At 53.1% G+C, this 26,548-nt stretch carries 21 protein-coding genes; 10 read left to right on the forward strand and 11 right to left on the reverse strand.

Translation table 11 applies throughout. The features are described from left to right. The first annotated feature begins 91 nt into the window (after window positions 1–91). The 3 genes from OH144_RS07605 to OH144_RS07615 all read left to right on the forward strand — a co-directional run bounded on the left by OH144_RS07605 (window position 92) and on the right by OH144_RS07615 (window position 3,379). Complete coding sequence (locus OH144_RS07605; RefSeq protein WP_266205699.1) at window positions 92–553, forward strand: hypothetical protein; 462 nt, start codon at window positions 92–94, stop codon at window positions 551–553. Window positions 554–629: 76 nt separating this feature from the next. Next, window positions 630–1,283 (forward strand): HD domain-containing protein, encoded by a 654-nt coding sequence (locus OH144_RS07610; RefSeq protein WP_266205700.1) that lies wholly within the window; start codon window positions 630–632, stop codon window positions 1,281–1,283. 101 nt (window positions 1,284–1,384) lie between these two features. Further along, window positions 1,385–3,379 carry a cation:proton antiporter domain-containing protein gene (locus tag OH144_RS07615; RefSeq protein ID WP_266205701.1) on the forward strand — a complete coding sequence of 665 codons (1,995 nt, stop codon included), beginning with the start codon at window positions 1,385–1,387 and terminating at the stop codon, window positions 3,377–3,379. A gap of 24 nt (window positions 3,380–3,403) precedes the next feature. Here the strand turns inward: OH144_RS07615 and OH144_RS07620 are convergent, their stop codons facing one another. Further along, window positions 3,404–3,979: a DUF4136 domain-containing protein gene (locus OH144_RS07620; protein ID WP_266205702.1), complete on the reverse strand. Its 576-nt coding sequence runs from the start codon at window positions 3,977–3,979 to the stop codon at window positions 3,404–3,406. 305 nt (window positions 3,980–4,284) lie between these two features. Here OH144_RS07620 and OH144_RS07625 point away from each other — a divergent pair, with 305 nt between their 5' ends. From OH144_RS07625 to alr, 5 genes are all read left to right on the forward strand, one after another. Then, window positions 4,285–5,112: a DUF1206 domain-containing protein gene (locus OH144_RS07625; protein WP_266205703.1), complete on the forward strand. Its 828-nt coding sequence runs from the start codon at window positions 4,285–4,287 to the stop codon at window positions 5,110–5,112. A gap of 321 nt (window positions 5,113–5,433) precedes the next feature. Next, window positions 5,434–6,792 (forward strand): sigma-54-dependent transcriptional regulator, encoded by a 1,359-nt coding sequence (locus tag OH144_RS07630; protein WP_266205704.1) that lies wholly within the window; start codon window positions 5,434–5,436, stop codon window positions 6,790–6,792. Window positions 6,793–6,974: 182 nt separating this feature from the next. Continuing rightward, a complete protein-coding gene (locus OH144_RS07635) occupies window positions 6,975–11,315 on the forward strand; it encodes a PAS domain S-box protein (RefSeq protein WP_266205705.1) in 4,341 nt (1,446 codons plus the stop codon). Between the two features lie 148 nt (window positions 11,316–11,463). After that, the gene (locus tag OH144_RS07640) at window positions 11,464–12,627 is read left to right on the forward strand and encodes an amidohydrolase (protein WP_266205706.1); all 1,164 of its coding nucleotides are present in this window, start codon (window positions 11,464–11,466) and stop codon (window positions 12,625–12,627) included. Between the two features lie 6 nt (window positions 12,628–12,633). Continuing rightward, complete coding sequence (alr, locus tag OH144_RS07645) at window positions 12,634–13,785, forward strand: alanine racemase (protein ID WP_266205707.1); 1,152 nt, start codon at window positions 12,634–12,636, stop codon at window positions 13,783–13,785. Between the two features lie 19 nt (window positions 13,786–13,804). Here the strand turns inward: alr and OH144_RS07650 are convergent, their stop codons facing one another. Next, on the reverse strand, window positions 13,805–15,478 hold the full coding sequence (locus OH144_RS07650; protein ID WP_266205708.1) for a hypothetical protein: 1,674 nt from the start codon (window positions 15,476–15,478) through the stop codon (window positions 13,805–13,807). A gap of 197 nt (window positions 15,479–15,675) precedes the next feature. Between OH144_RS07650 and OH144_RS07655 the strand changes: the two genes are divergently transcribed. After that, window positions 15,676–16,542 carry an alpha/beta fold hydrolase gene (locus tag OH144_RS07655; RefSeq protein WP_266205709.1) on the forward strand — a complete coding sequence of 289 codons (867 nt, stop codon included), beginning with the start codon at window positions 15,676–15,678 and terminating at the stop codon, window positions 16,540–16,542. 62 nt (window positions 16,543–16,604) lie between these two features. Here the strand turns inward: OH144_RS07655 and hisIE are convergent, their stop codons facing one another. The 4 genes from hisIE to hisH form a co-directional block, all read right to left on the reverse strand. Further along, window positions 16,605–17,213 (reverse strand): bifunctional phosphoribosyl-AMP cyclohydrolase/phosphoribosyl-ATP diphosphatase HisIE, encoded by a 609-nt coding sequence (gene hisIE / locus OH144_RS07660; protein ID WP_266205710.1) that lies wholly within the window; start codon window positions 17,211–17,213, stop codon window positions 16,605–16,607. Between the two features lie 92 nt (window positions 17,214–17,305). Further along, entirely contained in the window at window positions 17,306–18,064 is a 759-nt protein-coding gene (hisF, locus tag OH144_RS07665) for an imidazole glycerol phosphate synthase subunit HisF (RefSeq protein WP_266205711.1), read from the reverse strand. Continuing rightward, a complete protein-coding gene (hisA, locus tag OH144_RS07670) occupies window positions 18,058–18,780 on the reverse strand; it encodes a 1-(5-phosphoribosyl)-5-[(5-phosphoribosylamino)methylideneamino]imidazole-4-carboxamide isomerase (RefSeq protein ID WP_266205712.1) in 723 nt (240 codons plus the stop codon). Before hisA ends, hisF begins: the two co-directional genes overlap by 7 nt. Continuing rightward, window positions 18,777–19,358: an imidazole glycerol phosphate synthase subunit HisH gene (gene hisH, locus OH144_RS07675; RefSeq protein WP_266205713.1), complete on the reverse strand. Its 582-nt coding sequence runs from the start codon at window positions 19,356–19,358 to the stop codon at window positions 18,777–18,779. Before hisH ends, hisA begins: the two co-directional genes overlap by 4 nt. A gap of 334 nt (window positions 19,359–19,692) precedes the next feature. Between hisH and OH144_RS07680 the strand changes: the two genes are divergently transcribed. Next, window positions 19,693–21,741 carry a S9 family peptidase gene (locus OH144_RS07680; RefSeq protein WP_266205714.1) on the forward strand — a complete coding sequence of 683 codons (2,049 nt, stop codon included), beginning with the start codon at window positions 19,693–19,695 and terminating at the stop codon, window positions 21,739–21,741. 257 nt (window positions 21,742–21,998) lie between these two features. On the opposite strand, the gene aroF is transcribed toward OH144_RS07680, so the two are convergent. The 5 genes from aroF to trpC form a co-directional block, all read right to left on the reverse strand. Beyond that, a complete protein-coding gene (gene aroF / locus OH144_RS07685; RefSeq protein WP_266205715.1) occupies window positions 21,999–23,009 on the reverse strand; it encodes a 3-deoxy-7-phosphoheptulonate synthase in 1,011 nt (336 codons plus the stop codon). A gap of 1 nt (window position 23,010) precedes the next feature. After that, window positions 23,011–23,787, reverse strand: a complete 777-nt coding sequence (gene trpA, locus OH144_RS07690; RefSeq protein ID WP_266205716.1) for a tryptophan synthase subunit alpha — start codon at window positions 23,785–23,787, stop codon at window positions 23,011–23,013. Further along, window positions 23,777–24,967, reverse strand: coding sequence for a tryptophan synthase subunit beta (gene trpB, locus OH144_RS07695; RefSeq protein WP_266205717.1), 1,191 nt, complete (start codon window positions 24,965–24,967; stop codon window positions 23,777–23,779). The genes trpA and trpB overlap by 11 nt, the downstream gene beginning before the upstream one ends. Before the next feature lie 107 nt (window positions 24,968–25,074). Beyond that, window positions 25,075–25,698 (reverse strand): phosphoribosylanthranilate isomerase, encoded by a 624-nt coding sequence (locus OH144_RS07700; protein WP_266205718.1) that lies wholly within the window; start codon window positions 25,696–25,698, stop codon window positions 25,075–25,077. Further along, window positions 25,695–26,510 carry an indole-3-glycerol phosphate synthase TrpC gene (gene trpC / locus OH144_RS07705; RefSeq protein WP_266205719.1) on the reverse strand — a complete coding sequence of 272 codons (816 nt, stop codon included), beginning with the start codon at window positions 26,508–26,510 and terminating at the stop codon, window positions 25,695–25,697. Before trpC ends, OH144_RS07700 begins: the two co-directional genes overlap by 4 nt. Window positions 26,511–26,548: the final 38 nt, after the last annotated feature.

The following is a 26,548-nucleotide window of genomic DNA, read 5'->3' on the forward strand; positions in this document are numbered from 1 at the left end:
GGGTAATAAAAGGCGGGATGTGCTTAATTTTCCCCTACCCTGCCCCACCAGGCTTGGCCAAACTTTATATACCATTAATGCATCAGAAACCATGGCAAAGAGTTCTTCAGTGCTGATAGCGGCTTTGCGCGAAACTGCCGGAAGGCTGGGCAAGGGCGCCACCTATGAGTGGGGGCACATGGGCAGTTGCAATTGCGGCCACCTGGCCCAGACCATCACCAAGTACTCAAAAGGACAGATACATGGTGCGGCCATGTGGCGCTATGGCGACTGGCGGGAGCAGCTGCGCGACTACTGCCCGCTGAGCGGCATGCCGCTGGATGAAATTATTGACCAGATGCTGGATATGGGCATTACACGGGAAAACCTCGCGCACCTGGAAACGCTTTCGCACCCGGATATAACCGATCGTTTACCACCCCACCACAAGCACCTGAAGCACAACCTGCGCGACGATGTAGTGCTGTACCTGCACACCTGGGCCGACCTGCTGGAGGTACAGCTGCTGACCCATACTTTAGCAGCCAAGCCCCTGGAGCTTGTAGAGGTATAAATCATTCCCAGGCTTCCATACTTCGTCGGAAAAAAGTTTTTCTTTAGCTTTAGGCGGATAAAGTATAAAGTAAGCCATGTATAAGGAAGAAACTATAACCGCAGCGGCAAGGTATGTACGGGAGCTGCTGTCTGGCGAAGGATCGGGCCATGACTGGTGGCATGTGCTGCGGGTCTGGAATAATGCCAAGCATATTGCCGCTTCAGAGAAGGCTGATGTGTACGTAGTGGAACTGGCTGCGCTGCTGCATGACATAGGAGACCATAAGTTCCATAACGGGGATGACACCGTGGGGCCACGCATGGCGCGGGAGTGGCTGGAGCAACAGCAGGTGGAGGAAGAGGTAATTAGCCACGTCTGTAGCATCATCCGGGACCTATCCTTTAAAGGGGCTGGCACCTCCCCGGCCATGCTAACGCTGGAGGGGAAAATCGTGCAGGACGCCGACCGGCTGGATGCCATTGGTGCCATCGGCATTGCCCGCACCTTTGCCTACGGCGGACACAGGAACCGCGAAATGTATAACCCAGGTATAAAACCCGAGCTGCATGAGACTTTCGAGGCGTATAAGAGCAGTACTGCCCCCACCATCAATCATTTCTACGAAAAGCTATTGCTCCTGAAAGACAGGATGCATACGGCCACCGCTAAAAAAATAGCGCTGCAGCGCCACCAGTACATGGAGGGATTTCTGGAGCAGTTTTTTGCGGAGTGGGAGGGCAAGAGATAGGCCGCGCAGCAGAACCTGCTGTCGCATAGTGTTATACTTGCAGGAGGTATACGTTATAACCCAGGCCGACCAGTGCACAAACAATAAGGAACAACGCTTTTATGGAGATACCATTACTCCCGGACATAGTCATCATACTTGGATTGTCGGTAATTGTCATCCTGCTTTTCCAGCGCCTGAAACTGCCGACCATCCTTGGCTTTCTGGCCACAGGCGTAATCGCCGGCCCATACGGGCTTAGCCTTATCGCTGCCTCCCACAATATTGAGATACTGGCTGAGATAGGGATCATCCTGCTGCTCTTTATCATTGGCATGGAGTTCTCCCTCAAGCAGTTGGCCATGATAAAGCGAACCGTTATACTGGGCGGCTCTACCCAGGTACTGGCCACCATTGGCCTGTCGGCGCTGGTGATGGTGCTCCTCAACTTTAGCTGGGGAGAGGCCGTTTTCATGGGCTTCCTGATCGCGATGAGCAGCACGGCCATCGTCTTGAAGATCCTCCAGGACCGCGGGGAGATAAATAGTCCGCAGGGACGCGTGGTGCTGGGCATTCTCATCTTTCAGGATATTATAGTGGTGCCTATGATGTTGCTGGCCCCGCTGATGGCGGGTGGCTCAGAAAACATAGGTACAGCCCTGCTGCTGATGGCCCTGAAAGGTGCCTTTGTGATTGTGTTTGTACTGATCAGTGCGCATTACCTCGTGCCTCGCCTGCTGTACCTGGTGGCAGAAACCAAAAGCAAGGAGCTCTTCATACTTAGTATCGTGGTCATCTGCTTCGCCGTCGCCTGGCTTACCTCCAGTTTGGGGCTCTCCCTGGCGCTGGGTGCCTTTATGGCCGGCCTTATCATTTCTGAGTCAGAGTATAGCCACCAGGCAACCAGCAACATCCTTCCCTTCCGGGAGATCTTCACGAGCTTCTTCTTTGTATCCATCGGCATGCTGCTGGACTTTGGCTTTCTGCTGGAGAACCTGCCTATTATCCTGCTCTTTACGGCGCTCACCTTCCTGCTTAAAAGTATGGTGGCTACTTTGGCCGCCCGTATGCTGCAGTACCCGCTCCGGGTGTCGCTGCTGGTCGGCCTGTCACTTTTCCAGGTTGGTGAGTTTGCCTTTATACTTTCAAAAACGGGCATAAGCACGGGGCTGCTGTCCAAGGAAACCTATCAGTACTTTCTGTCGGTGTCGCTGCTGACCATGGCCATTACTCCTTTCGTGATGGGTTCCTACCGGAGGCTGGCAGATATCATCGCTTCCCCCTTTGTGTCAAGCCAGGAGCCAATGCCATTCGCGCAGCAACCGAACAATACCCATACTGATCTTCCAGATCTTAATGATCATATCATCATTATAGGTTATGGCATAAATGGGCGAAACGTAGCCAAGGCTGCCCGTTATGCCAACATCCCCTATGTCATAGTGGAGCTAAATGCCGCGACAGTTAAGAACGAGGGGAAAAAGGGAGAGCCGATTGTTTACGGAGACGCTGTTCACCCCATGATCCTGTCTCATATCAGCATTCATAAAGCCAGGGTGGTTGTGGTCGCCATTTCGGATCCTGAAGCTACCAAACGCATCATCACGACTATCAGGGAAATTTCGGATAAAATACACATCATCGTGCGTACACGCTTCCTGCAGGAAATGGAGGAGAACTACAGGCTTGGGGCCGATGAGGTAATCCCGGAGGAGTTCGAGACAAGTATAGAGATCTTTACCAGGACATTGAGCAAATACCTGATGCCGCGGGACGAGATTGAGGCTTTCACACAGAAGATTCGGGCCGACAACTATGAGATGCTCCGGAGCCTGACCACCAGCCGCGACTCTGATAGGGCAAAGCTCAGTGTGGACCTGCCGGATATCGAGGTGGCCACCCTGCGTGTTCTCACCAGCGAGCCAGATATCATCGGCAAACCTTTGCTTGAATCAAACATACGGAACAGGTTTGCGATCACTGTGGTCGCAATTAAACGAAAAGAGCAAATGATCCTTAACATTCATGCTGACACACAACTACAACGGGGCGACCTGATCTATGTGATCGGCAAACCGTCGGATGTGGCGCGCTTCAACAACTATATTAAAGAGTAAAAATGCTGTAGTTGCACGAAAAAACTACAGCTGCTCCAGCACCTCCTCTACCTTCTTCCGTACTGCCCCCGGGCCAGCGTTAAAGTTAATGGCGCCTTCGGCCCAGCCGCGCCAGAGTAGCATCTTCGATCTCGGGTTAATCAGATCGATGATGAGCGTCCCTTCTTTGAACAGGTCCACGCTGCGGTAGCCGGGCATATCGGCGTGGCCGTAGTCGTAGCGGTAGCCGCTCATGTAGCCGTAGCTGTAGCCAAAGCCCTCTGCAAAATTCTCTGCCTTGTCCTGCTCTTCCGGCACGGACACACTCACGTCGTAAGCCACCAATACATCGGGGTTCTGCTCCACCTTGGTATAACCCTGCTCCTGCATTTCCTGCTCCACGGCCTGCACCATGTTTTGGTGCAGGGAAGCCTTAAACCCCTTCAGGTACACAGCGGGGGCAGGAGGAGCAGGTTGGTACCAGGCATAGGTCTTCGCATTCCGAAGGCTGGCAGCATAAGGCGCCTTGATAGACTTAGCCCCCAACGATGCAGAGGTGGTGACACAGGAAGGCAGGGAGGAGATCCCTATCAGGAGGCAGGCAAAGAGGAGTCTTTTCATAGTTCAGAAGTATAATTCGGGCCGTGTACGCTGTACATCGAAACTACAGCGCCAGGCAGCACATCCGGGCAAATATAGTAAAAAGTATAATCCAGCTGTGGAAGCAGCCCCAACGCTTCTTTTCCCCATTTATACTTTCTGATTCTCCATACCTCAAAACCAGTACAATAGTTTGCACCACAGCCAAAACCCTGCTTTAGATAAAAAAACACAAATACTCCACCGGACAGGTATGGCAACAACAAAGTATACGCTTTATCCGTGTATGGGAGAGAAAACAGCAATTAATCTTAACGACATATACAATGGCAGATCTATCAACTTATGTTCCGAGTCCGCCCCCGAAGTGGGTGGAGAACTTTGCCCGTTTCGGGCTTACCGCCAAGGGTGTGGTCTATTGCCTGCTGGGGATCCTGGCGTTTATGGCGGCCTTCGAAATTGGCGGGCAATCCACTGAAAGCACGGAGCGCTCCGGCATTTTCAGAACCATACAGGACATGCCCGCCGGTAACGTACTGCTGGCCTTAACCGCACTCGGCCTGTTCTGCTACGCCATCTGGCGCTTCATTCAGGCTGCCAGAGATACAGAGGACAAGGGCTCCGATGCCAAGGGCGTCGCCAAGCGGCTGCGGTATGTGTTCAGCGGCCTGGTGTATGGCAGTTTCGCGGTACTCGCAGCGCGCATCGTGCTTGGCAGCGGCGGCGGCGGGAGCGATACCCGCCAGACAGTGACAGCCAAGCTGCTGGAGCAACCCTTTGGCCAATGGCTGGTGGGTATTTTGGCCGTCGGTACTATCATTGCCGGTATTTACCAGATCTATTATGGGTACTCCGACAAGTATAGAAAAGAGGTGCAGTCGGGTGGTTTGAAACATGAGGTGGAGCACCAAATGATACGGGCCGGCAAATTGGGTTATATGGCCCGCGGCATCGTCTGGCTTGTGATCGGTTACCTGTTCCTGCAGGCGGCCCTGAAGTCCAGTTCTTCGGAGGCAGGCGGTAACAAAGCAGCATTCCAGTTACTTGAGAACGCCTCGTATGGTTCCTTTATACTTGGGGCGGTAGCACTGGGCCTTATCTGCTATGGTATCTTTATGTTCATGCGCGCCAAGTACCAACCCATCCATTCTTAAAGAATAATAATTTTAGAAGTATAGGCCTCTTTCTTCGGATGCGACTCCTAAGAAAGAGGCTTTTTTATGCCTTAGCCCCAGGTCTTGCAAAAGTTCAAAACAGCGGCATACAAAAGCAGCTGATAAAGTATGGGGTTTCCCTGGGGTAAATGTGCTCGTTCCGTTACAGTAAAAATTGCCCATAGTTGCAAAAGAATGTAGAATTCAATTACTTAGAGCCCACATTGCTCAAACCAAGGAGAAGCATCGGCGGTTATGATTTTTAACTAATCTGAACATGCTATCTTTATAAATAACGGCCTGCTACTACCGATTAGGAAGATGAAGAATACCCCATTTAAAATTTTTATCTTAGACGATGATGTATGGTATAGCGAGCTGCTGGAATATCATCTGTCCCTCAACCCCGACTATGAGCTGCGGAAATTCCACTCCGCCAAGGACTGCCTCAGTATCCTGCATGAGCGCCCCAATGTGATTACCCTCGACTACTCTCTGCCGGACAAAAACGGCGCCGAGGTACTTAACAAGATCAAGGAACAGAGCCCCGATACCCAGATCGTTATTATCTCCGGCCAGAAAGACGTGGCCACGGCCGTAGATTTGCTCAAGAGAGGAGCTTACGACTACATTGTGAAGGACGAGGACACGCCGGAGCGTCTCTGGAATACGGTAAACAAAATACGCGAGAACGTGTCGCTCCGCAAGGAGATAGACCAGCTGCGCGAGGAGATCGGCCAGAAGTATGACTTCAGCAACTTCATCATCGGCAACAGCGACGCCATGAAACGGGTGTTCACTATGATGGGGAAGGCTGCCAAAACCAACATCACGGTATCCATTAGCGGGGAAACGGGCACCGGCAAAGAACTGGTGGCCAAGGCCATCCATTATAATAGCGGCAAGAAGAAAATGCCCTACGTGACCGTGAACGTGGCCGCCATACCCCGCGAGCTTATCGAAAGCGAGCTGTTCGGGCATGAGAAGGGCGCTTTCACCGGGGCCGTTGCCCGCAGGCTAGGCAAGTTTGAGGAGGCCAACAAAGGCACGATTTTCCTGGATGAGATCGGGGAACTGGACATCAGCCTGCAGGCCAAGCTGCTGCGGGTACTGCAGGAGAAAGAAATTACGCGCGTTGGTGGTAACACTGTAGTACCCATTGATGCCCGAATTATAGTTGCCACGCACAAAGACCTGGCCGAGGAAGTGAAGAAAGGGAATTTCCGGGAGGACCTATACTACCGCCTGCTGGGCCTGCCGATCCATTTGCCGCCTTTGCGCGACCGGGGTGCCGATATTCTGGTACTGGCCAAGCACTTTATAGATGCCTTCGCTAAGGAGAACGACATGGGCAGGAAAACACTAACGGAGGAGGCGCAGGAGAAGCTCCTCTCCCACTCTTTCCCGGGAAACGTGCGCGAGCTCCGCGCTGTGGTGGAGTTGGCCGTGGTGATGGCAGACGAAAGTATGATAGAGGCTCACGATATAAACCTGGCAGCCAACAGCACAGAAAGGGACTTCCTGGCAAAGGAACGACCGCTGCGCGAGTACACCATTGAGATCATTCAGCGCTTTCTGGATAAGTATGACAGCAATGTGCTGCTAGTGGCCGATAAGCTGGACATCGGCAAGTCCACCATCTACCGCATGATCCAGAACAACGAACTGGTCACAAAATAGTATCACGAATCACTCCTTCCCATCATCAGCGGAACTTATACTTCCTATCAAGGTTTCCAGCTAAAACCACAAAGTATAAAGTAGGGTGAGATAACGCCTTCAATCAGATTATTCAAAGTACAACATCAAGTACAGCCGGCGCATTTTAAATGGGCTTTCGGTATGGCAACAATTCATATTATATGCTAAGTAAAGAAGAAGTGCTCCAGCAGTTGGAGGAGGAAAGAAATGCCCGGAAGGCCGCTGAGGAGCTTGCCCAGGCACGACTGCTTGCGCTGGAGCAACTTCAGAGGCAACACTTTTCTGCTAGAAACTCAATTAATCAGGAGCCCCGATCTTTTTTCCCGGATACGGCAACAGCGCCTGACTGGCAAATGCTTCAGGCCGAAGTACAGGACGAGTACCCCAGCCCGGTGTTCCGTCTAAGCTTTTCGGGAGAGATTCTTTCGGCCAACCTGGCTGCGCAGGATTTTATGTATGGCGTGATCAGGCTGCGGCAACAAGGCCTTCGGCGGTTACTGCTGATGCATATCCGGCGCATTAAACGAAAGCGCGGCAACAGGCCAGCCTCATTCGACATCTGCATATCCGGCCGCTACTACCATGTTCTTTTCTACCCGGTTCCTAAAAGAGGGTACTTTAACTTGTACATGACCGATTTTACGGAGCGGCGCAAGGCAGAGACCGCCCTTTCTGAAAGTCAGAGCCTTCTGAGGAATATTGCCCACACCATACCAAACATCGTTTACATCTATCATTTAGAGGAAGATAGGTGCATATACATAAACGAACAGATCATGTCAGCTCTGGGCTATAGTGTGATGGATATTGCCGAGATGGAGGGGCAGATCTTCAAGCATATCGTCGTTCCGGAACAACAGCATAAGATTCAGGAGCATACACAGCGCATGCGCAGCGCCCGGGATGGCGAGGTGATGGAAGTAGAATATTTGGTACACACGAAGGATAAAGGCATTAAGAACCTCTACTGCCGTGAGAGTGTGTACAAACGCAGGGACAGCGGACAGGTACAGCTGGTAATCGGGTCGGCGGAAGATGTAACGCAGCTACGCCGGCAAAGCCATGAATTGTTTCACCAGAAAGAATTTTACGAGGCTATCCTCAACCACATACCCTCCGATGTGGCCGTGTACAACAACCGGCTGCAATACCTCTTCGTGAACCCCGCCGCTATTGGCGATAGTGAATTACGCCGCTGGATAATCGGGAGGACGAACGAGGACTATAGTGCCCGGCGCAATATCCCGCCTACCCGCATGAGGCAACGGAGCCAGCACCTGCAGCGTGTGCTGGAGACCAGAAGCCGCGTGGAGTTTGAGGAGCAGGTTGCTTACCCCGGTGGCAACAAATCCTATTTCCTGCGCAGGTTGAACCCGGTGCTAAACCCACAGGGCGAGGTGGAACTCATCATTGGCCACGGGCTGAACATTACGGACCTGCGTCGCGCCCAGGAGGTACTTATGGCCAGTGAGGAAAAGAATCGCGCCATACTTGCCGCCATCCCCGACCTGATGTTCATCATCGATGGGCAGGGCCAGTACCTCGATATGAGAAACGAGGAACAGAAACACCTGTTCGTACCCAAAGAGCAACTGGTCGGTCAGAATATTTACCAGCTGCTGCCTTCGGAGCTTGCCACAAAATTTATGGAACTGATCGCCAAAGTGATTAGTACGGGGCAGTATGAATGCGTACAATACGAGCTTGATTTGCCAGGCGGGCTGCGCTACTACGACGGCCGTATTCTGAAGTACAGCAACTCGGAGGTTCTGGCCATCATTAGGGATATCACCGAGGAGAAAAAGGCCGGGCAGGAAGTAAAGGAGAAGAATGAGTTTATCCGGCAGGTGCTCGACGCAAGCCCCAGCTTGATTTATGTGAAGGATACCGAAGGAAATATAGTGCTGGCGAACCAGGAGTTTGCCAGGTTGTACGGTAAGCCACTGCATGAAGTACTGGGGCATAATACCGTTGATATTCACCATAATAAAAGCGAAGCAGAGTTCTATCTTGAAACAGACAGGCAGGTAATTGCCGAGCACCGGGAACTACGGTTAGAAGAGCGCCACACAAGTATAACCGGAGAAACCCTTTGGTTCAGTACGATAAAAAAGCCGCTTATAACCAGTGATGGGCAGGTTAACGTGTTGAGTATTTCTACCAATGTGACAGAGCAACGCCTGGCCAACAGCCGCCTGAAAGCAAACGAGGAGCTGCACCGGCTGCTGTCGGAGAACTCCAAGGACATGGTGAGCCTGCACAACCTGGACGGCAGCATTATTTATGTCTCCAAGGCGGTGGAGGAGATGCTGGGCTATTCGCAGGAAGAGATCATGAAGCTGCATCCGAAGGAGGTGATGCATCCGGAGGAGGTAGAGACGGTCTGGGCTCAAATAGAGGAAGAGGTGCTGGAGCTGAAGAAGAATGTCACGCTGCGGCACCGCATGGTCCATCGGGATGGCACTACGTTTTGGGTGGAAGCCAATGTCCGTCCAATCCTCAACGAGCGGGGTGAGCCGCTGAAGTTCCAGTCTGCCGTCCATGATATCTCACATCGCCGGGAATCAGAAATGGCTCTGAAAAACAGCGAGAAAAAGTACCGCGACCTGATCAACTACAGCCCGGCCTTCATCTGCACCCACGACCTGGACGGCGTGATCCTGACGGTAAACCCGTACCTGCTGAACATGCTGGGCTACACAGCCGAAGAAATGACTGGCCACAGCCTGGTTGAGTTCTTCCCAAAGCAGAACGAGGAAAAATTTCTACTTTACCTGCAGCAGTTCAACACTCAGAGCCTGGTAGATGGCATCTTGACGATCCTGAACAAAGAGAACGAGGAGCGCTACTTGTATTACAAGAACTACAAAGTGGAGGAGCCAAACCTGGCCCCTTACATCATCGCCATTGCCCAGGATATAACCGACCGAATGCGTACAGAGCAGGAGCTAACACGGGCCAAGGAGGCTGCAGAAGAATCGGCACGCGTGAAAGAGAACTTCATGGCCAACATGAGCCACGAGATCCGGACACCGATGAACGGTATACTGGGCATGGCCACCCTCCTGCGTAGAACCGAGCTGGATGAGGCCCAGCAGAATTACCTGGACATCATCTGCCAATCTGCCGAGAACCTGCTCGTCATCATCAACGACATCCTGGATATCGCTAAAATTGAGGCGGGTAAGCTGGAGCTGGAGGAGATTCCCTTCAACCTGAGTGAAACTGTACAGCACGCCTTCAAGACCTTTATCTATAAGGCGGAGGAAAAAGAGATTGCCTATACCCTCAAGGCAGTTCAACAGAGTTACCCGACCTTGCTCGGCGACCCATACCGGCTAAACCAGGTGTTGCTGAACCTTCTCAGCAACGCCATTAAATTTACAGAGGAAGGCAGTGTTACGCTTAGCTGCCAGGTACTGGAGGAGCAGCAGGACAGGCTTACCGTTGAGTTTGCCGTAACAGACACTGGTATCGGCATCCCTCCCTCCAAGATCGATTATATCTTTGAAGGATTTAGCCAGGCCTACTCCAGCACCACGCGCAAGTACGGCGGCACGGGACTTGGCCTCAGCATCTGCAAAACCCTGATAGAAATGCAACACGGCCAGATCTGGGTGGAGAGCAGCGAGAATGAGGGCAGCACGTTCACCTTTATACTTACCTTCCCTAAATCGGCTGTGGAGCAGCCGGATCTGCAGGAGGAGGAGATTGATTTCAGCAGCCTGGGCAAGATAAAGGTGCTGTTGGCAGAGGATAACGAGATAAACATTTTCCTGGCGCAGGCAATACTGGAGGGTTGGGGTGCGCAGGTGGAAGTGGCCCGCAATGGCCGGGAGGCGGTGGAGATGGCCGAGCAAGGCCTCTACGACGTGATCCTGATGGATATACAGATGCCGGAAATGAGCGGAATAGATGCTACGCTGGAGATCAGAAACCTGCCTGATGCACAAAAATCGCTCGTCCCGATCATTGCCCTGACAGCCAATGCCCTAAAAGGCGATGCGGAGAAATACCTGGCCGCAGGAATGAACGACTACATATCCAAGCCCTTTGAAGAGGATAAGCTGTTCCGGAAAATCGAGGTGCTCCTACCCCACCGCAGGCAGCAGGGGACAGTAGAAGCTACAGCAGCGGCGGCAGAAAGCTCGCCCCGGGAGCCAATTTACGACCTTGCGTTGTTGGAGAAGATCGCCCGTGGCAACGAGGAGTTCATGCGGCGCAGCAAGCGGTTGATCGTGGAGTCTGTGCCGCCCACGCTCGCAGGCATGCAGCAAATGCGCGATACGCAGGATTGGGATGGGGTAAGTGCGGCAGCCCACAAGCTAAAATCCACCATAGACACCTTACGGATTGAACAGTTGAAAGAAGTGGTGCGCCGGATAGAGAGCGATGCCAAAAACCGCGCCAGCCAGCCTCAGGTGAAAGCGGATATCACCCTGCTCCAACACGTGATGGAGCAGGTGCTAACACTGCTGAGGGCCGATCTGGAACATGAGTAAAGCACATGCTGCTGCTTCATGTAGAGGGAAACGGCATGTGCGTTACAAGCTTGTGCATGCATTGAGAGAAGTATCGGCAGCCTCACCAAGTATAAACCTCTGCCGCAGATTTCGTATCTTACCCTATCTAGGTAAAATATGAACCGCTATGCAGCACCCACCACTCCAAGACCTGTCCGAACTGATACAACTGCGCCATGCCCTGCACCGGCACCCCGAGCTATCCGGAGCCGAAGCCGCCACGGCTGAACGCATCGTGTCCTCTCTGGAAAAGTATAAACCCAGCTCCATACTTACGCAGGTGGGGGGCACAGGCGTAGTGGCTGTGTTCGAGGGTACTGAACCAACTGCCGGGCCAACCATACTTTTCCGTTGCGAGCTGGACGCCTTGCCTATCCTGGAGGATAACCCGGACTTAAAGTATACTTCAGAAGTTGCAGGAACAGCCCATCTTTGCGGCCACGACGGGCATATGGCCATTCTAACCGGGCTCGCCAGCCTGCTGCACGCCAATAAACCGGCCACAGGCAGGGTGGTCCTCCTTTATCAGCCGGCAGAGGAAACCGGCATGGGCGCCCGGGAGATGCTCCAAGACGAGCGGCTCCTGCCACTGCAGCCGGATTACGTGTTTGCGCTGCACAACCTGCCGGGCTACCCGCTGCACCAGGTGATCGTGAGGGAGAATGCCTTTGCCGCAGCCTCTACAGGGATGGTTGTGGAGCTGCAGGGGCACCCCTCACATGCTGCCGAACCTGAGAATGGTCTGAACCCGGGCGAGGCAATGGCAGAAATCATACTTGCTTTTAACCAGGTTGTCCGGCAGAAAGAGCTTTTCCGGGACCTCACGCTGCTCACTGTAATTCATGCCCGGCTAGGCGAGGTGGCCTTTGGGACTAACCCGGGCTTTGGCACTGTAATGGCCACCCTCCGCTCCTTCCAGGCCGAGGACCTGCAAAAGCTGAAGCAGTTGACGGCACAACAGGTGCAACAGGTCGCCGAGAAGTATGGCCTGAAGTATAAGATCCGTTTTGTGGAAGAGTTTCCGGCAACTATAAATGACCCCGAGGCAGTGCAACTGGTGCGGCAGGCGGCGGAAAGTCTGCAACTGGAGGCGCAGGAGAGCGTACAGCCTTTCAGGTGGTCCGAAGACTTCGGGCATTTCACGGCAAAGTATAAGGGGGCGCTTTTCGGGCTTGGCGCGGGCACTTCGCAACCGCAGCTGCACCACGCCAACTATAACTTCCCCGATGAACTCATCCCGACCGGTGCCACTTTTTTTTACGAGATCGCGCGGCAGATACTACAGCCATAAACTACTATGCTTCATAGCTCTTATATCGAGATAAGTAAATCAGCCCTTCAAAACAACATAGATTTTCTGCGCAGCGAGATAGGCCCTGACGTTCAGTTCTCATCGGTGGTGAAGGGCAATGCCTATGGCCATGGCATAGAGCCATTTGCCCGCATAGCGCAGGAGTGTGGCGTCAGCCATTTTGCTGTGTTTAGTGCCGATGAGGCCGACCGCCTGCTGAAAGCCATTCAGCAGCCCGCCACCATCTTGGTCATGGGCTACCTGGATAACCCCGAACTGGAGTGGGCCATCCAGCATGACATGGAGTTTTTTGTGTTTGAGCTGGATAGGCTGCAGGAAGCCTCCGCCATAGCAAGAAAGCTTGGAAAGCGCGCCAAAATACACCTGGAACTGGAGACCGGCATGAACCGCACCGGCTTTAACAAAGCAGCTCTGGCCAAGGCAGAGACATTCCTGGACAGCCACGCATCTGAGATGGAACTACAAGGCATCTGCACCCATTTTGCCGGTGCCGAGAGCATGCAGAACCACGACCGGGTGCTGCAGCAACTGCAGGCCTACAACCAACAGGTGGAGCGCATGCAGAAAGCCGGCCACCTGCCCAGGCAACGTCACACAGCCTGCTCTGCCGCTATGATCTCCTACCCCGAGACCCGCATGGACATGGTGCGGGTGGGCATTATGCAGTATGGTTTCTGGCCCAGCCCCGAGACGTACAGTCAGTACATTAGCGGGCGGGAGGAGAAAAAAGATCCGCTGCACCGCCTGATCAACTGGAAAAGCCGCATCATGAGCCTTAAGAGTGTGCCGCAGGGCGAGTACATCGGTTACGGCACCTCGTTCCGTGCTCCCCGCGATCTGTTACTGGCCGTGGTGCCGGTAGGTTACGCCTGGGGCTACAGCCGCTCCCTTAGTAACCAGGGGCAGGTACTGATAAAGGGCACACGCGCTGCCGTGGTAGGCACGGTGAACATGAACGTGATGATGGTGGACGTGACGGACATACCGGGTGTGGGGAAAGACGACGAAGTGGTGCTACTGGGCAAACAAGGCGATGAAAGTATAACGGTGGCCTCTTTTGGGGAGCTGAGCACGCAGCTGAATTACGAGCTGCTTACGCGCCTTCCGCTAAACATACCACGCTATGTCATAGATTGATCCACGCCTCTTCTTCAAGTTATTGCTCAGCCATTCCCTCCAGCCCCATACTCGACATAAATCCGCTGGTCAGGCAATCTTTCCAGTAGCTAAAAACAGACTTTCCCGGATCTCTGGTGACGGTGATCGTGCCCTGGCGCGGCTTCTCTCCCGGACTGGGGTTGCTCTCTTTTATGGCTACTTTGTTTGCCAGTAGCGAGAGCACCTCTTTCCCGATACTCTGTTCCCCGCCGGTGCCCTTGGTCAGCAGGTCCAGCTTCAGGTTGCTGTAGAGCAGGCGCATGGTTCCGTTTGCCTGCGACTTATTAAGCTCAACCGTGAATCTCCCGCTGTTAACATGGCCGCTTTCTACCCTGACAAAGCCGGTTGGAATAAGCATGGGATTGAGCAGCTGCAGGTTCGCCTCCCCGATAGTGCCCTCCAGCGTATGGTAGCCGCTTGGGTCGAGCAGTGGCAGGCGGATAATTACCTCCAGCCTTGCCCTGTCCATCACCTGGGTACTTGCAGTAACTATAGCGGGATTTTCTCTGGTTATTTGTCCCTGTATGTTGGACAAGTTACTGAAGCCTGCGTTTAGGTGGTGAAAGGTGATGTGCCCGCGCTCCACAGCCTCCGGTACCAGCTCCGAATACCGGATGTAGCCGTCTTGCAGGTCGAGGGAGTCGATCAGAAAGGGCGTTTTTATACTTTGCACCAGCTGGTGCGGCAGCTTCTTGGTCCCCCTATCCTGAAAGTTCTGCTTATCCTTGAAAGCCACAAGCGACGGGGTCTGCAGCAGTGCATACTTCACCCGGATGCTGTTGTTGCGAGAGTGTCGCGCAAAGTCAACTCCCTCAAGTGATACCAGCTTCGCCTCCGCCTCCTGGTGCGTCACAGCCTCTCCCTTGGCACGCGCCATAGCGGCCGGATCAGCCAACGGCACGATTTTCATACTTTGCAGCAGCACATTACCAGCTTGTGTATCCACGTTAATAGAATCGGTGCTGAGCTGATATAATCCATCAGAGAAAAGAAACCCGGCATCTGCAGCCGCCAGCCTGTACCTTTGTCCATAGTAGGCCCTATCTTCCCCCATAAAAGATGCGCTATCCAGCCTGAAGTCATCTACGGCAAGCTGGAAGCTTGGCAACGAGAAAAGCGTGTCTGAGGCAGTGCCGTCCCGGTAGTACAGACCTGCCTGCCGCACATTTATTTTACCGATAGCGAGTCCCTGTAGAAACCCTTTCGCCGTTTCGTGCAGCGGTTTAGGGGCTGATGTAGTGTCTGCCCGCATCACCGACAGCAGCAAGGTGGGCTGCTGCACCTCCAACTCATCCAGCTGTACCTCCTGTTTTAAAAGGGCCTTGGTATAGCTCAGCTTTCTCAGGTGTATAGCTCCGGTGCGAAGCCCCAGCAAAGTACGCGGTACCTCCTGCTCTTGCTCGCTTAGTTCCTGCCACCTTCTGTAATCCGGCACCAGGGACAAACTATCTACGGATAGGCTACCCAGAAAAGGCGAGGTTTCCAAACCGTGCAGCTGCAGGCTGTAGATGCCTTTCGACTGCTCTGCCACCGTACGCTCTATCCTGTTCTGCAGCCAAATCGTAAAGAAGAAAAGCCCCACGAAAAGAAAAAGGGCCACGCCCACTACCCAGGCTATCACTTTCAGCCACTTTATTGCTTTAAAAGAACTTTTATCGGAATTGTGTCGCATGTATACTTGGGTTTTGCGTACCATACGCAAATTTTAGGGTACAGCCGTAGAGCTGACCGCAAATATTCGGTAGTAGTATACCGAACGGGGTGTTTTATACGTGTGCTCCTGTAGTAAGTATAGAAATCTGTCGATGGAGCAGTATCTTAGCCTTACGTTGCTGCATCATTCAATAAACCTTTCAAAGACCTGAAACTATGAATTCCCCTAAATGGCTCGACCGTATCCTCTATCCTTTTGCGCACCATTCGTTGGATCTGCCGACAGGTAAAATGCATTTCGTGGACGAAGGCGCTGGCGATCCGATTGTGTTTGTGCATGGCACGCCCACTTGGTCTTTTGTGTGGCGGCAGCAACTAAAATCCCTCAGCCGAAACTACCGCTGCATCGCCCCCGATCATCTCGGCTTTGGCTTATCTGAGAAGCCAACTAACTTTGCGTATACACCAGAGGCACATGCCGATAACCTGGAGCAGCTCATTGATTCCTTACAACTAAAGAACATCACGCTGGTGGTGCATGATTATGGAGGGCCGATAGGCCTACGCTATGCGCTGCGGCACCCGGAGAACGTGAAGAACCTGGTAATCCTGAATACCTGGATGTGGAGCCTAGAGGGCGAAGCCAGAATCATGAAGGTCAGCCGGTTTATGGCCGGTGGCATCGGTCGTTTTTTATACTTGCAGCTAGGTTTTTCGGCCAAGGTGCTCCTGCCACAAGGCTACCACGAAAACAATCACCTGACCAAAGACATCAAGCAACACTACCAGAAGCCCCTCTCCACAGCTGCCAGCAGAAAAGGGACCTGGCAGTTTGCAAAAGCCCTGCACGACTCCGGCCCCTACTTTGCAGAGCTGTGGCAGCAACGCGATAAACTACGAAGTATAAATAAGCTTATACTTTGGGGGGAGAAGGACAAACTGCTGCCGCTGCACTTACTGACTAAATGGGAGCAGGAGTTTCCAGAAGCAAAAGTGGTAAAGTATAAAGCCGGCCATTTTGTGCAGGAAGAGCGCGGCAGCGAAGTGGCAGATGCTATCCGTAGTTTTGTGGAAGCCCGCTAACGTAAAACCACCGGGAGATAAAGCATACTTTACTTCCCGGTGGTTTCGAGCATTACCTCCTGTTACTTTTTCTGATGGCGCTCTTGTAGCACTGACACCACATCCTTTAGCTCTAGCCCGGTGGCAGCTAGCAGCACCAGCAAGTGGTACAGCAGATCAGCCGCTTCGCCTTTCATGGTGTCCTGCTTGCCGGCCACGGCGTCAATCACTGTTTCTACGGCTTCTTCCCCTACTTTCTGGGCAATTTTGTTTACGCCTTTCTCAAAAAGGAAATTAGTGTAAGAACCTTCCACCGGATTAGCCTTGCGTTCCTGAATCACCTGTTCCAGCTGCGCGATAAACTGAATGGCCCTGGCTCTGTTAGCTGTTTCTTCCTCGCCAAAGCAACTGGTGCTGCCGGTGTGGCAGGTAGGGCCAGTTGGTGTTACTTTGATGAGCAGCGAATCGGCATCGCAATCCTGGGCAATGCTCACCACCTGCAAGGTATGGCCGGATGTTTCGCCTTTGGTCCAGAGGCGGTTTTTGGAACGGGAGAAGAAAGTAACCAGCCCCTGCTGCCTGGTTTTCTCCAGTGCTTCCTGGTTCATGTAGCCCAGCATCAGCACCTGGCCGGTTTGGTTGTCCTGTATCACGGCGGGTATCAAGCCACCTGCTTTCTCGAAATCTAACATAGTTAGAGAGTTAAAAAGTTAGAGAGTTAAAGAGTTTAGGAGTTAGAGAAGGAGTTAGCCATTCACTCAGTCACTCATCCGCTCAATCAAAATTAAATTCGTACCGCTACGCCCTGCTCTTTCAGGTACTGCTTCAGGTCCGGAATGCCCAGCTCGCGAAAGTGGAACAAACTGGCAGCCAGGGCAGCATCCGCATCGGCTTTCAGGAAAGCGTCAGCAAAATGCTCCATACTTCCGGCCCCACCGGAGGCAATCACGGGCACAGAAACGGCTTTGGCGACTTCTCTGGTAATACCCAGCGCGAAGCCTGCCTTGGTGCCGTCGTTGTTCATACTTGTCAGCAGGATCTCACCGGCACCCAACTCCACCACCCGCTTTGCCCAATCCACTGTTTTGTGTTCAGTTTCTATAGTGCCGGCGCGGGTGTACACTTTCCAGCCGGTGACTTCAGTATACTTGGTATCGATGGCCACGGTAACGCACTGGCTGCCAAAGTGCTTGGCCAGCTCTTCTACCAACTGAGGGCTTTTAATGGCAGAGGAGTTTACAGATACTTTATCGGCCCCGTTCTGCAGCAACACCTCCACATCGGCCACAGCGCTAATGCCACCACCCACGGTAAAGGGAATGTCGATGTGCCGGGCAATGTCGCGCACCAGCTCGGCAAAGGTTTTACGACCTTCGTTGGTAGCGGTGATGTCCAGGAACACGAGCTCGTCGGCTCCCTGCCCGGCATACCACTTCGCCAGCTCCACAGGGTCACCGGCGTCGCGGATGTTTTCGAACTGCACCCCTTTCACGCAGCGGCCGTTCTTGATATCGAGGCAAGGTATAATTCGCTTGGTTAACATAAGAATCGCACTAAATCTTTTAACTGAATGGTACCTTCGTATATGGCTTTCCCGATGATGGCTCCTTTCACGCCTATCTCCTGCAGTTGCTCCAGGTCCTCTACAGTAGTAACGCCGCCGCTTGCAATGATACCGGCTTCCGGTAAGGTGAGCTTCAGGTGGCGGTATGTATTGAGCGATGGGCCCTGCAATTTGCCGTCTTTGCTCACGTCAGTACAGATAAATAGCTTCGCACCTGTCTGTACGTAGCCGGAAATAAAGTCCTGCAGCGGGTATTTGCTCTCTTCGGTCCAGGCGGAGATGGCAATGTTGGTACCTTTAAAATCTGCCCCAATGATGATCTTCTCGGCGCCATATTTCAAAAGCCAGCTTTTCACGGTCTCCGGTTCGCGCACGGCAATGCTTCCGGCTGTGATTTGAGCAGCGCCGGCGTCGAACGCCTGCCTCACCGCCTCATCCGACTGCAAGCCGCCGCCAAAGTCTATTGTAAGGTTCGTACTGGCCGCTATACTTTCCAGCACCGCCAGGTTAACCGGTTTCTTGGCTCGCGCACCGTCTAGGTCTACCAGGTGCAGGCGCTTGATGCCGTTGGCTTCGAATCGTTTGGCTACCTCCAGCGGGTTGCTGTCGTAGGTGGTCTGCTGCGCGAAATCGCCTTCGGTCAGGCGCACGCATTGGCCGCCGATTATGTCTATCGCTGGGATGATCTCCATCATAGGGCAAGGAAGTTTTTAAGTATCTGTGAACCGGCAGGCCCGCTTTTCTCGGGGTGAAACTGCGCGGCGTAGAAGTTTTTATACTGTAAAGCAGCCGAAAAAGGCTCCGGATAAGAGGTCTGTGCGATAGTATAGGTACTTACCGGCACGTAATAGCTGTGCACATAATACACGTACTCTTTCTCCTGCAGCCCCCCAAACAGCGGCGACTCAAGTTGTTCCAGCTGGTTCCAGCCCATGTGCGGCACTTTCAGGTCGGTATCGAAATGCTTTACCGGCAGCGGAATGATGTTGAGCAGCTCGGTATTGCCTTCTTCGGAGTGCTGGCAGAGCAGCTGCATGCCCAGGCAAACGCCAAAGAACGGCTGCTCCAATGTTGGCAAAAGCTTATCGAGGTTACGAGCCTTAAGCTGCGCCATAGCCGAAGCCGCCTGCCCTACCCCCGGGAAAATCACTTTATCCGCAGCCTTGATGGTTTCGGCATCAGCGCTCAGCGTGGCCTGCACGCCCAGCCGCTCCAGTGCAAACTGCACCGACTGCACGTTTCCGGCCTTGTAATCAACTATAACCAGGTTCATTTTTTATAATTACGAATGAATATTGATGCATTATGAATTAGTGCTAAAGTATAAATCCTGTTCATTTGAATATCCTGATCGTAAACAAAAAAGCCTGACTCTGGTCGGAGTCAGGCTTTTGGATGTATAGGTTAATATACGTTTAGCAAATCCATAGGCTAGCGGCTCCGAAACTGTTGTTTCGTGCATGATGATGGTGGATATGAGCCATGTTGCCTTTCATTGCCACAAATATAAGGGCCAAGAGGTATAAAACCATAAAACTATACACTTTCTTTGCGGCTATACTTGATTCTGCATTTTTAGATGTAGGGATTTAGCTTATTTTTGAAATATGAAAAAGATACTAATACTGGCTGGTGTGTTTGCCGTGAGCTTTGCGCAGGCACAACAGCGCATGACACCCGAACTACTCTGGAAACTGGGCCGGGTTTCTGCCGAAACGGTAACACCAGACGGCAAGGCGGTGATATATGGTGTTACGCACATCAACATGGAGGAAAATAGTGGTGAACGCAACCTCTACGCTATTCCAGTTTCCGGCGGACAACCCACGCAGCTGACTTCTACCAAAGGCGGCGAAAGCGTGGTGCATATCGATAAGGCCAGCGGTACTATCGTTTACCTGCACAAGGGCCAGTTGTGGCAGCTAAACGGCGGAAAAGGCGAGCCAAAGCAGCTGACAAGTGTGGAAGGCGGCCTGAGCAACGTGCGTTTCTCCCCCGACGGAAAACACCTACTCTTCTCCCGCGAAGTAGAAGTAAAGGAGGTACACAGCACCGATATTTACCCGGAGCTGCAAAAATCTAATGCGTACGTGTACGATGACCTGAACTACCGCCACTGGGATACCTGGGAAGACGGTAAGTTTCAGCATGTTTTCTTCGCGCCTTACCAGGACGGCAAAGTTGGCACTCCCGTAGACATCATGAAAGGAGAGCCTTATGACACGCCACAGATGCCTTTTGGCGGCAAGGAAGACATGATCTGGAGCCCGGACAGCAAATCCATACTTTACGTGAGCAAGAAGAAGTATGGCAAAGACTACGCCGTGAGCACCAACACCGATATCTACCGCTACGATGTCTCCACCGGCAAAACAACGAATCTTACAGAAGGCAACCTTGGTTACGACACCCACCCCACCTACAGTGCCGACGGCTCTAAACTGGCCTGGTTGGCGATGGACGAAGAGGGAAACGAAGCCGACCAGAACGAGCTGATCATACTTGATACCAAGACCGGTAAGAAGTATAACCTGACCAAGGATTGGGACGAGACGATCAACTCTTTTGAGTGGAGCCACGACGGCAGCAAAATCTGGCTCGTAGCGCCTACTAAGGGCACGATCCAGGTGTTCGAGGTTCCACTCCCGAAAAACCTCGACAAGTTTGCCGCTAAAAGTATAAAGCAGGTTACCAAAGGACAGTTCGACGTGAACGGCATCGTGGGGCAGGCTGGTAGTAACCTGATCGTGTCGCGCACCGACATGAACCACGCGCCGGAGCTGTACCGCCTGGAGCCAAAATCCGGCAAGCTGACGCAACTCACCAAGGTGAATGACGAAATTTACAGCAAGCTTTCACTGAGCAAAGTAGAGCCACGCATCACCAAAGCCAGCGACGGCAAGGACCTGTTCTCGTGGGTGGTGTATCCGCCGGATTTCGACCCGAACAAAAAGTACCCTACCCTGTTGTACTGCCAGGGCGGTCCGCAGTCGGCGCTAACGCAGTTTTACTCTTACCGCTGGAACCTTCAGTTGATGGCTGCACAGGGTTATATCGTGGTGGCGCCGAACCGCCGCGGCATGCCGGGCCATGGTGAGGAATGGAACCGCCAGATCAGCGGCGACTGGGGAGGCCAACCCATCCGCGACTACCTGGCCGCCATTGACGATGTGGCCAAAGAGCCTTATGTAGACAAGGAAAGACTGGGTGCAGTAGGTGCCAGCTACGGCGGTTACTCTGTCTTCATGCTGGCTGGTCTGCACGAGGGCCGCTTCAAAACTTTTATCGCCCACGACGGCCTGTTTGACATGCGTAGCTGGTATGGCACTACGGAAGAGATGTTCTTTGCCAACAACGAGCTGAAAGGCCCTTACTGGGATACCAAGTCGCCGCAGAGCTATAAGGAGTTCAACCCAAGCGAGTACGCTAACAAATGGGATACCCCGATCCTGATCGTGCAGGGCGGCCAGGACTTCCGGGTAGGTATTGAGCAAGGGCTGCAGGCGTTTCAGTTGGCGCAGCTCAAAGGCATCAAGAGCCGCCTGTTATACTTGCCGGAAGAAAACCACTGGGTACTCCAGCCGCAAAACGCGATTGTGTGGCAGCGCGAGTTCTTCAACTGGTTAGACGAGACGCTGAACAAAGAAGTAAACTAAAGTATAAAAGCCCGGTGCAGATGATGTACCGGGCTTTTTTACTTATAAAGGTTTGTTCACTCAGGGAGACTACAGGGGTATTTGCTCATGCACGAAGAATCATCCCCCTACTTTTGCTGGTTCGGATTTGCAATCCGGACCTTACTATAAAATCGGATTTGTAATCCGACTGGGCCTGAGGCCCAAGCTATTGTCAGTCACAAGCAAGGAGGCTCGCCCCATAAAAGTATCAATCAACGAACAACGTTTAACGAATCCTAGAAACTCTCCCGCAGTTCATACGCCTGCCGCATCCGCTTTATCAACCGCTCCGACTCCTGGAAGTTCAGTGTCTGCTGTCCGTCCGAGAAAGCTTTTTCCGGCGTGTAGTGCGTCTCGTAGATCACACCGTCGGCCCCAGCCATAACGGAGGCCAAGGCCATACTGGCCACATAGTCGCGCAGGCCAATGCCGTGCGACGGGTCCACGATGACCGGCAAGTGCGTTTTCTCCTTCAGCACCGGCACTGCGTTCAGGTCCAGTATGTTGCGGTAGGCTTTTTCGTAACCACGGATGCCGCGCTCGCAGAGCATGATCTTTTCGTTTCCGTTGGAGAAGATATACTCGGCTGCCTGCAGCAGTTCTTCCAGCGTGCCGGAGATACCACGTTTTAGCAGTACCGGCTTCTGTGCCTCGCCCAGCGCATCGAGCAGGTTGAAGTTCTGGCTGTTGCGCGCGCCCACCTGGAACACATCCACATAATCAGCCATCTCCTCTATCTGCGACACCTGCATCACTTCGGTAATGATCTTGATGCCGTTCTCGCGACAGATACGGTGAAACATCTTCAGCCCGTCTATCCCCAAACCACGGAACGCATAAGGCGAGCTGCGCGGCTTAAACACGCCACCACGCATGATCTTCACGTTATTCTCCACCAGGTGCGCCACCACACGCTCAATCTGCTCCTCGCTCTCGATTGAACAAGGACCCGCCATGATGCTGAAGTTACCTTCGCCTACCGTCACGCCGTCGCCCAAATCGATGACAGAAGGATTTACGCGCCACCTGCGGGAAATGAGTTTATACTCTTCCGATACCCGGTGAATATCGGCCACACCCGGCAATTGCCCAATCTGGCGAATATCGAATTCCTTCTTGCCAATGGCTACCAGGTAGTGCGCCTGCTGGGTTCTCACTTCGTTGGCTTTATAGCCGATTTCCTGCACCTGCTTCAGAATGTTCTCTTTTAGCTCTGCTGGTATCCCTTGCTGCAGTTGTATGATCATGTTAGTTTTTGATGCTTTGGATGAATGTTTTGATGTTTTCCGAAAGGCTTCCCTCCCGCTGCAGCGCCTTCACGAAAGCACTGCCGATAATGGCCCCGCTGGCGTGGTTGCAGGCAGCGGCAAAAGTTTCTTTGTCGTGAATGCCGAAGCCGATGACGCCCGGGTTTTGCAGCTGCATACCAGCCACCCGCTGGAAATAGGCCTGGCTCTGCTCGGCCAAACCCACTGTTTTGCCCGTGGTAGAGGCCGACGACACCATGTAAATAAAGCCGTTGCTGTGGCTGTCTATCTCCCGGATGCGGGCTTCCGGTGTTTGCGGCGTAACCAGGAACACTTTGCTCAGGTTATACCGCTCGAACAGCTCCTTGTACTCCTCCACATACTGGTGCAGGGGTAGATCAGGCAGAATAATGCCGTCCACACCTACCTCAGCGGCTTTCTGGCAAAAGCGCTCCACGCCATACTGCATCACCGGGTTCAGGTAACCCATCAGCACCAGCGGAATCTGGGTTTTCTGGCGGATTTCCTGCAGCTGCTCAAACAGCTTCGGAATGGTCATGCCGTTCTTTAGCGACACGGTGCTGCTGGCCTGAATCGTAGGGCCATCGGCAAGCGGATCGGAGAAAGGCATGCCGATCTCAATCAGGTCCACACCGTTCTTCTCCAGCTCCAGTATGATCGTTTCTGTGTCGTTCAGCTTCGGGAAGCCAGCCGTAAAGTATACCGACAGCAAACCCTTAGGCTTCTGTGCAAACAGGCTTTTGATTCTATTTTTCATCGAAGTGAAAATGCTTTAGGTAGGTTGATAAGTCTTTGTCGCCACGACCGGAAAGGTTGATCACCACAATATCCTCCGGCTTGGCCTGCAGGCGCTCCAGCACCGCCAGCGCGTGTGCACTTTCCAGCGCCGGAATAATGCCTTCCAGCCTGGTCAGCTCCAATACCGCCTGCAGGGCATCCTCGTCGGTGGCGCTCTCGAAGCGGGCACGGCCGCTCTCAAACAAATGCGCGTGCAAAGGACCTACTCCCGGATAGTCCAAGCCAGCAGAAATGGAGTATGGTTCGGTAATCTGCCCGTCCTCCGTCTGCATCAGCAACGTGCGACTGCCGTGGATGATCCCGTCTTTACCAAGAACAGATGTAGCCGCCGACTCTCCGGAAAGAATACCTTTGCCGGCAGCCTCCACGGCTACCAGCTGTACTTGCGGCTCATCCAGGTAATGGTAAAAAGCGCCCGCCGCATTGCTGCCGCCGCCCACGCAAGCCACCACATAACTTGGCAGCTCAGTTCCTTCTTTCTCCAGCAACTGTGCCCTTATCTCCTCCGAAATCACCGCCTGGAAACGGGCCACCATGTCGGGGTACGGATGCGGCCCTACCACAGAACCGATGATGTAATAAGTGTTCTCTGGGTTGTTAATCCAGTCACGGATAGCCTCGTTGGTAGCGTCTTTTAACGTTTTACTGCCGCTGGTCGCCGCCACTACCTGTGCGCCCAGCATCTTCATGCGGGCCACGTTCGGCGCCTGCCGCTCAATGTCCACTTCGCCCATGTACACGATGCACTCCAGGCCCATTAAGGCGCACACTGTGGCTGTGGCCACGCCATGCTGCCCGGCACCTGTTTCCGCAATGATGCGTTTTTTGCCCAATCGTTTGGCCAGCAAAACCTGCCCAATGGTGTTGTTGATCTTGTGCGCACCGGTGTGGTTCAGGTCCTCGCGCTTAAGGTATACTTTGGTGTTATACTTTTCGGAAAGGCGCGGTGCCAAGTATAAAGGCGAAGGGCGGCCCACATAGTCCTTTAGCAGCGCCTGCAGCTCCTCCTGAAAGCTCGGTTCCTGCAGGATGCGCAGGTAGTTCTGCCGCAGCTCCTCCACATTGGGGTACAGCATCTCCGGGACGTAGGCCCCACCGAACTTGCCGTAAAATCCTTTTTCGTTAACGTGATAGCTCATGTTTATACTTTCTATATGTAACCCACCCCTGCCCCTCCCAAGAGGGGACCTCCCAGTGATACCTGACTCCCCTCCACGGAGGGGTTAGGGGTGGGTTCTCGTTTTATCTATACTTTCCTTATCAACTCAAAAAGCTTGTCCAATTCCTCCACCTTCTTCAGTGCCGGCTTCTCTTCAAAACCGCTGTTTACATCAATCGCATAAGGCTGAGGCCGTACTTTATCCAGATGCTTTACATTCTCCAGGTTCAGGCCTCCGCTCAGGAAGTATGGTTTAGGGGATAAATAACCCTTAAGCAGCTCCCAATCGAAGGGAATGCCGTTGCCGCCGTACTCCTGGCCTTTGGTGTCGAATAAAAAGTAGTCGGCGGAGGATTCGTAGAGCAGCGTGTTTTCGAAGACGAAGCGATCATCCACTGAAAAAACCTTGATCACCTCCACGCCCAAGCCCTTCACCAAGGCACATCCTCTCGGCGACTCCTTCCCGTGCAGCTGCACCGCATCGAGTTTATACTTCTCCACGGTGGCTTTTATACTTTCGAAAGGAGCATTCACGAACACGCCAGTCTTTTTTATACTTGCTGGGAGCTCGGCCAGAAGCTCCGGAGTGATGTGGCCCTCTGCAAAGCGTTTGGAGGCTTCGTAGAAGATAAAGCCCATGTAGTCGGGCCGGAGCGCCGCCACCTGCCGGATGTTCTCCGGATCGCGCATGCCGCATACTTTTATTTTCATGCCGATACCTCCTGTTGCGCCAGCAGCTGTTTATATTCTTTGATGAAAGCGGCAGCAGATTGGCCTGGGCGGCTGTTCTGCATAAACGTCTCCCCGATCAGGAAACCGTTATAACCTGCCTTACGAAGCGTCACCAATGTCTCGGGTTTGCTGATGCCGCTCTCCGAAACTTTGGTGATGCCGCCCGGAATATGGTTGGCCAGCTCCAGCGAAGTGTTTACGTCGGTCACAAAGTCCTTCAGGTTGCGGTTGTTCACGCCCACCACGGTTACTTCCTCGCAAAGCGTTTGCTGCAGCTCTTCCAGGTTATGTACCTCCAGCAGCACCTCCAGGCCAAAGGAGCGGGCAAATGCCGCCAGTTCCTTCAGGCGGGCTGGCTCCAGTGCTGCGGCAATCAAAAGTATGGCATCCGCTCCGATTGACTTTGCTTCCACGATCTGGTATTCATCCACCGTAAAATCCTTGCGCAGGATCGGGCAGTAATTAAACTTGCGGGCCGTCAGCAGGTCTTCGTTCTTACCGCCAAAGTATGGCCCGTCCGTCAGCACCGACAGCGCCGAGGCACCTGCCTGCATGTAGCTGATCGAGGTGCGCTCTACCGAAACATAAGGGTTGATGTCGCCCTTGGAAGGAGATTTACGCTTGATCTCGGCAATGATACCGCTCTTGTCGGGACGCAGCAGGTAACGCTCCAGCGAAATGCAGGGCGTTTCGAAGTATAAACTCTTCTCCAGCAGCTTAACGGGGTAAAGCTCTTTGCGTTCGGCTACTTCCTTATACTTGGTGGCGATGATCTGATCGAGTATGTTCATGTTGTTCTGATTTGAAAATTTGTAGATGTGGAGACTTT

The organism is Pontibacter kalidii (assembly GCF_026278245.1).
GTDB classification, from domain to species: domain Bacteria; phylum Bacteroidota; class Bacteroidia; order Cytophagales; family Hymenobacteraceae; genus Pontibacter; species Pontibacter kalidii.

Excerpts from the sequence above, each read along its gene's own strand:
- OH144_RS07605 (WP_266205699.1), top strand. The coding sequence starts at position 92 with ATGGCAAAGAGTTCTTCAGTGCTGATAGCGGCTTTGCGCGAAACTGCC.
- OH144_RS07610 (WP_266205700.1), top strand. The coding sequence starts at position 630 with ATGTATAAGGAAGAAACTATAACCGCAGCGGCAAGGTATGTACGGGAG.
- OH144_RS07615 (WP_266205701.1), top strand. The coding sequence starts at position 1,385 with ATGGAGATACCATTACTCCCGGACATAGTCATCATACTTGGATTGTCG.
- OH144_RS07620 (WP_266205702.1), bottom strand. The coding sequence starts at position 3,979 with ATGAAAAGACTCCTCTTTGCCTGCCTCCTGATAGGGATCTCCTCCCTG.
- OH144_RS07625 (WP_266205703.1), top strand. The coding sequence starts at position 4,285 with ATGGCAGATCTATCAACTTATGTTCCGAGTCCGCCCCCGAAGTGGGTG.
- OH144_RS07630 (WP_266205704.1), top strand. The coding sequence starts at position 5,434 with ATGAAGAATACCCCATTTAAAATTTTTATCTTAGACGATGATGTATGG.
- OH144_RS07635 (WP_266205705.1), top strand. The coding sequence starts at position 6,975 with ATGCTAAGTAAAGAAGAAGTGCTCCAGCAGTTGGAGGAGGAAAGAAAT.
- OH144_RS07640 (WP_266205706.1), top strand. The coding sequence starts at position 11,464 with ATGCAGCACCCACCACTCCAAGACCTGTCCGAACTGATACAACTGCGC.
- alr (WP_266205707.1), top strand. The coding sequence starts at position 12,634 with ATGCTTCATAGCTCTTATATCGAGATAAGTAAATCAGCCCTTCAAAAC.
- OH144_RS07650 (WP_266205708.1), bottom strand. The coding sequence starts at position 15,478 with ATGCGACACAATTCCGATAAAAGTTCTTTTAAAGCAATAAAGTGGCTG.
- OH144_RS07655 (WP_266205709.1), top strand. The coding sequence starts at position 15,676 with ATGAATTCCCCTAAATGGCTCGACCGTATCCTCTATCCTTTTGCGCAC.
- hisIE (WP_266205710.1), bottom strand. The coding sequence starts at position 17,213 with ATGTTAGATTTCGAGAAAGCAGGTGGCTTGATACCCGCCGTGATACAG.
- hisF (WP_266205711.1), bottom strand. The coding sequence starts at position 18,064 with ATGTTAACCAAGCGAATTATACCTTGCCTCGATATCAAGAACGGCCGC.
- hisA (WP_266205712.1), bottom strand. The coding sequence starts at position 18,780 with ATGATGGAGATCATCCCAGCGATAGACATAATCGGCGGCCAATGCGTG.
- hisH (WP_266205713.1), bottom strand. The coding sequence starts at position 19,358 with ATGAACCTGGTTATAGTTGATTACAAGGCCGGAAACGTGCAGTCGGTG.
- OH144_RS07680 (WP_266205714.1), top strand. The coding sequence starts at position 19,693 with ATGAAAAAGATACTAATACTGGCTGGTGTGTTTGCCGTGAGCTTTGCG.
- aroF (WP_266205715.1), bottom strand. The coding sequence starts at position 23,009 with ATGATCATACAACTGCAGCAAGGGATACCAGCAGAGCTAAAAGAGAAC.
- trpA (WP_266205716.1), bottom strand. The coding sequence starts at position 23,787 with ATGAAAAATAGAATCAAAAGCCTGTTTGCACAGAAGCCTAAGGGTTTG.
- trpB (WP_266205717.1), bottom strand. The coding sequence starts at position 24,967 with ATGAGCTATCACGTTAACGAAAAAGGATTTTACGGCAAGTTCGGTGGG.
- OH144_RS07700 (WP_266205718.1), bottom strand. The coding sequence starts at position 25,698 with ATGAAAATAAAAGTATGCGGCATGCGCGATCCGGAGAACATCCGGCAG.
- trpC (WP_266205719.1), bottom strand. The coding sequence starts at position 26,510 with ATGAACATACTCGATCAGATCATCGCCACCAAGTATAAGGAAGTAGCC.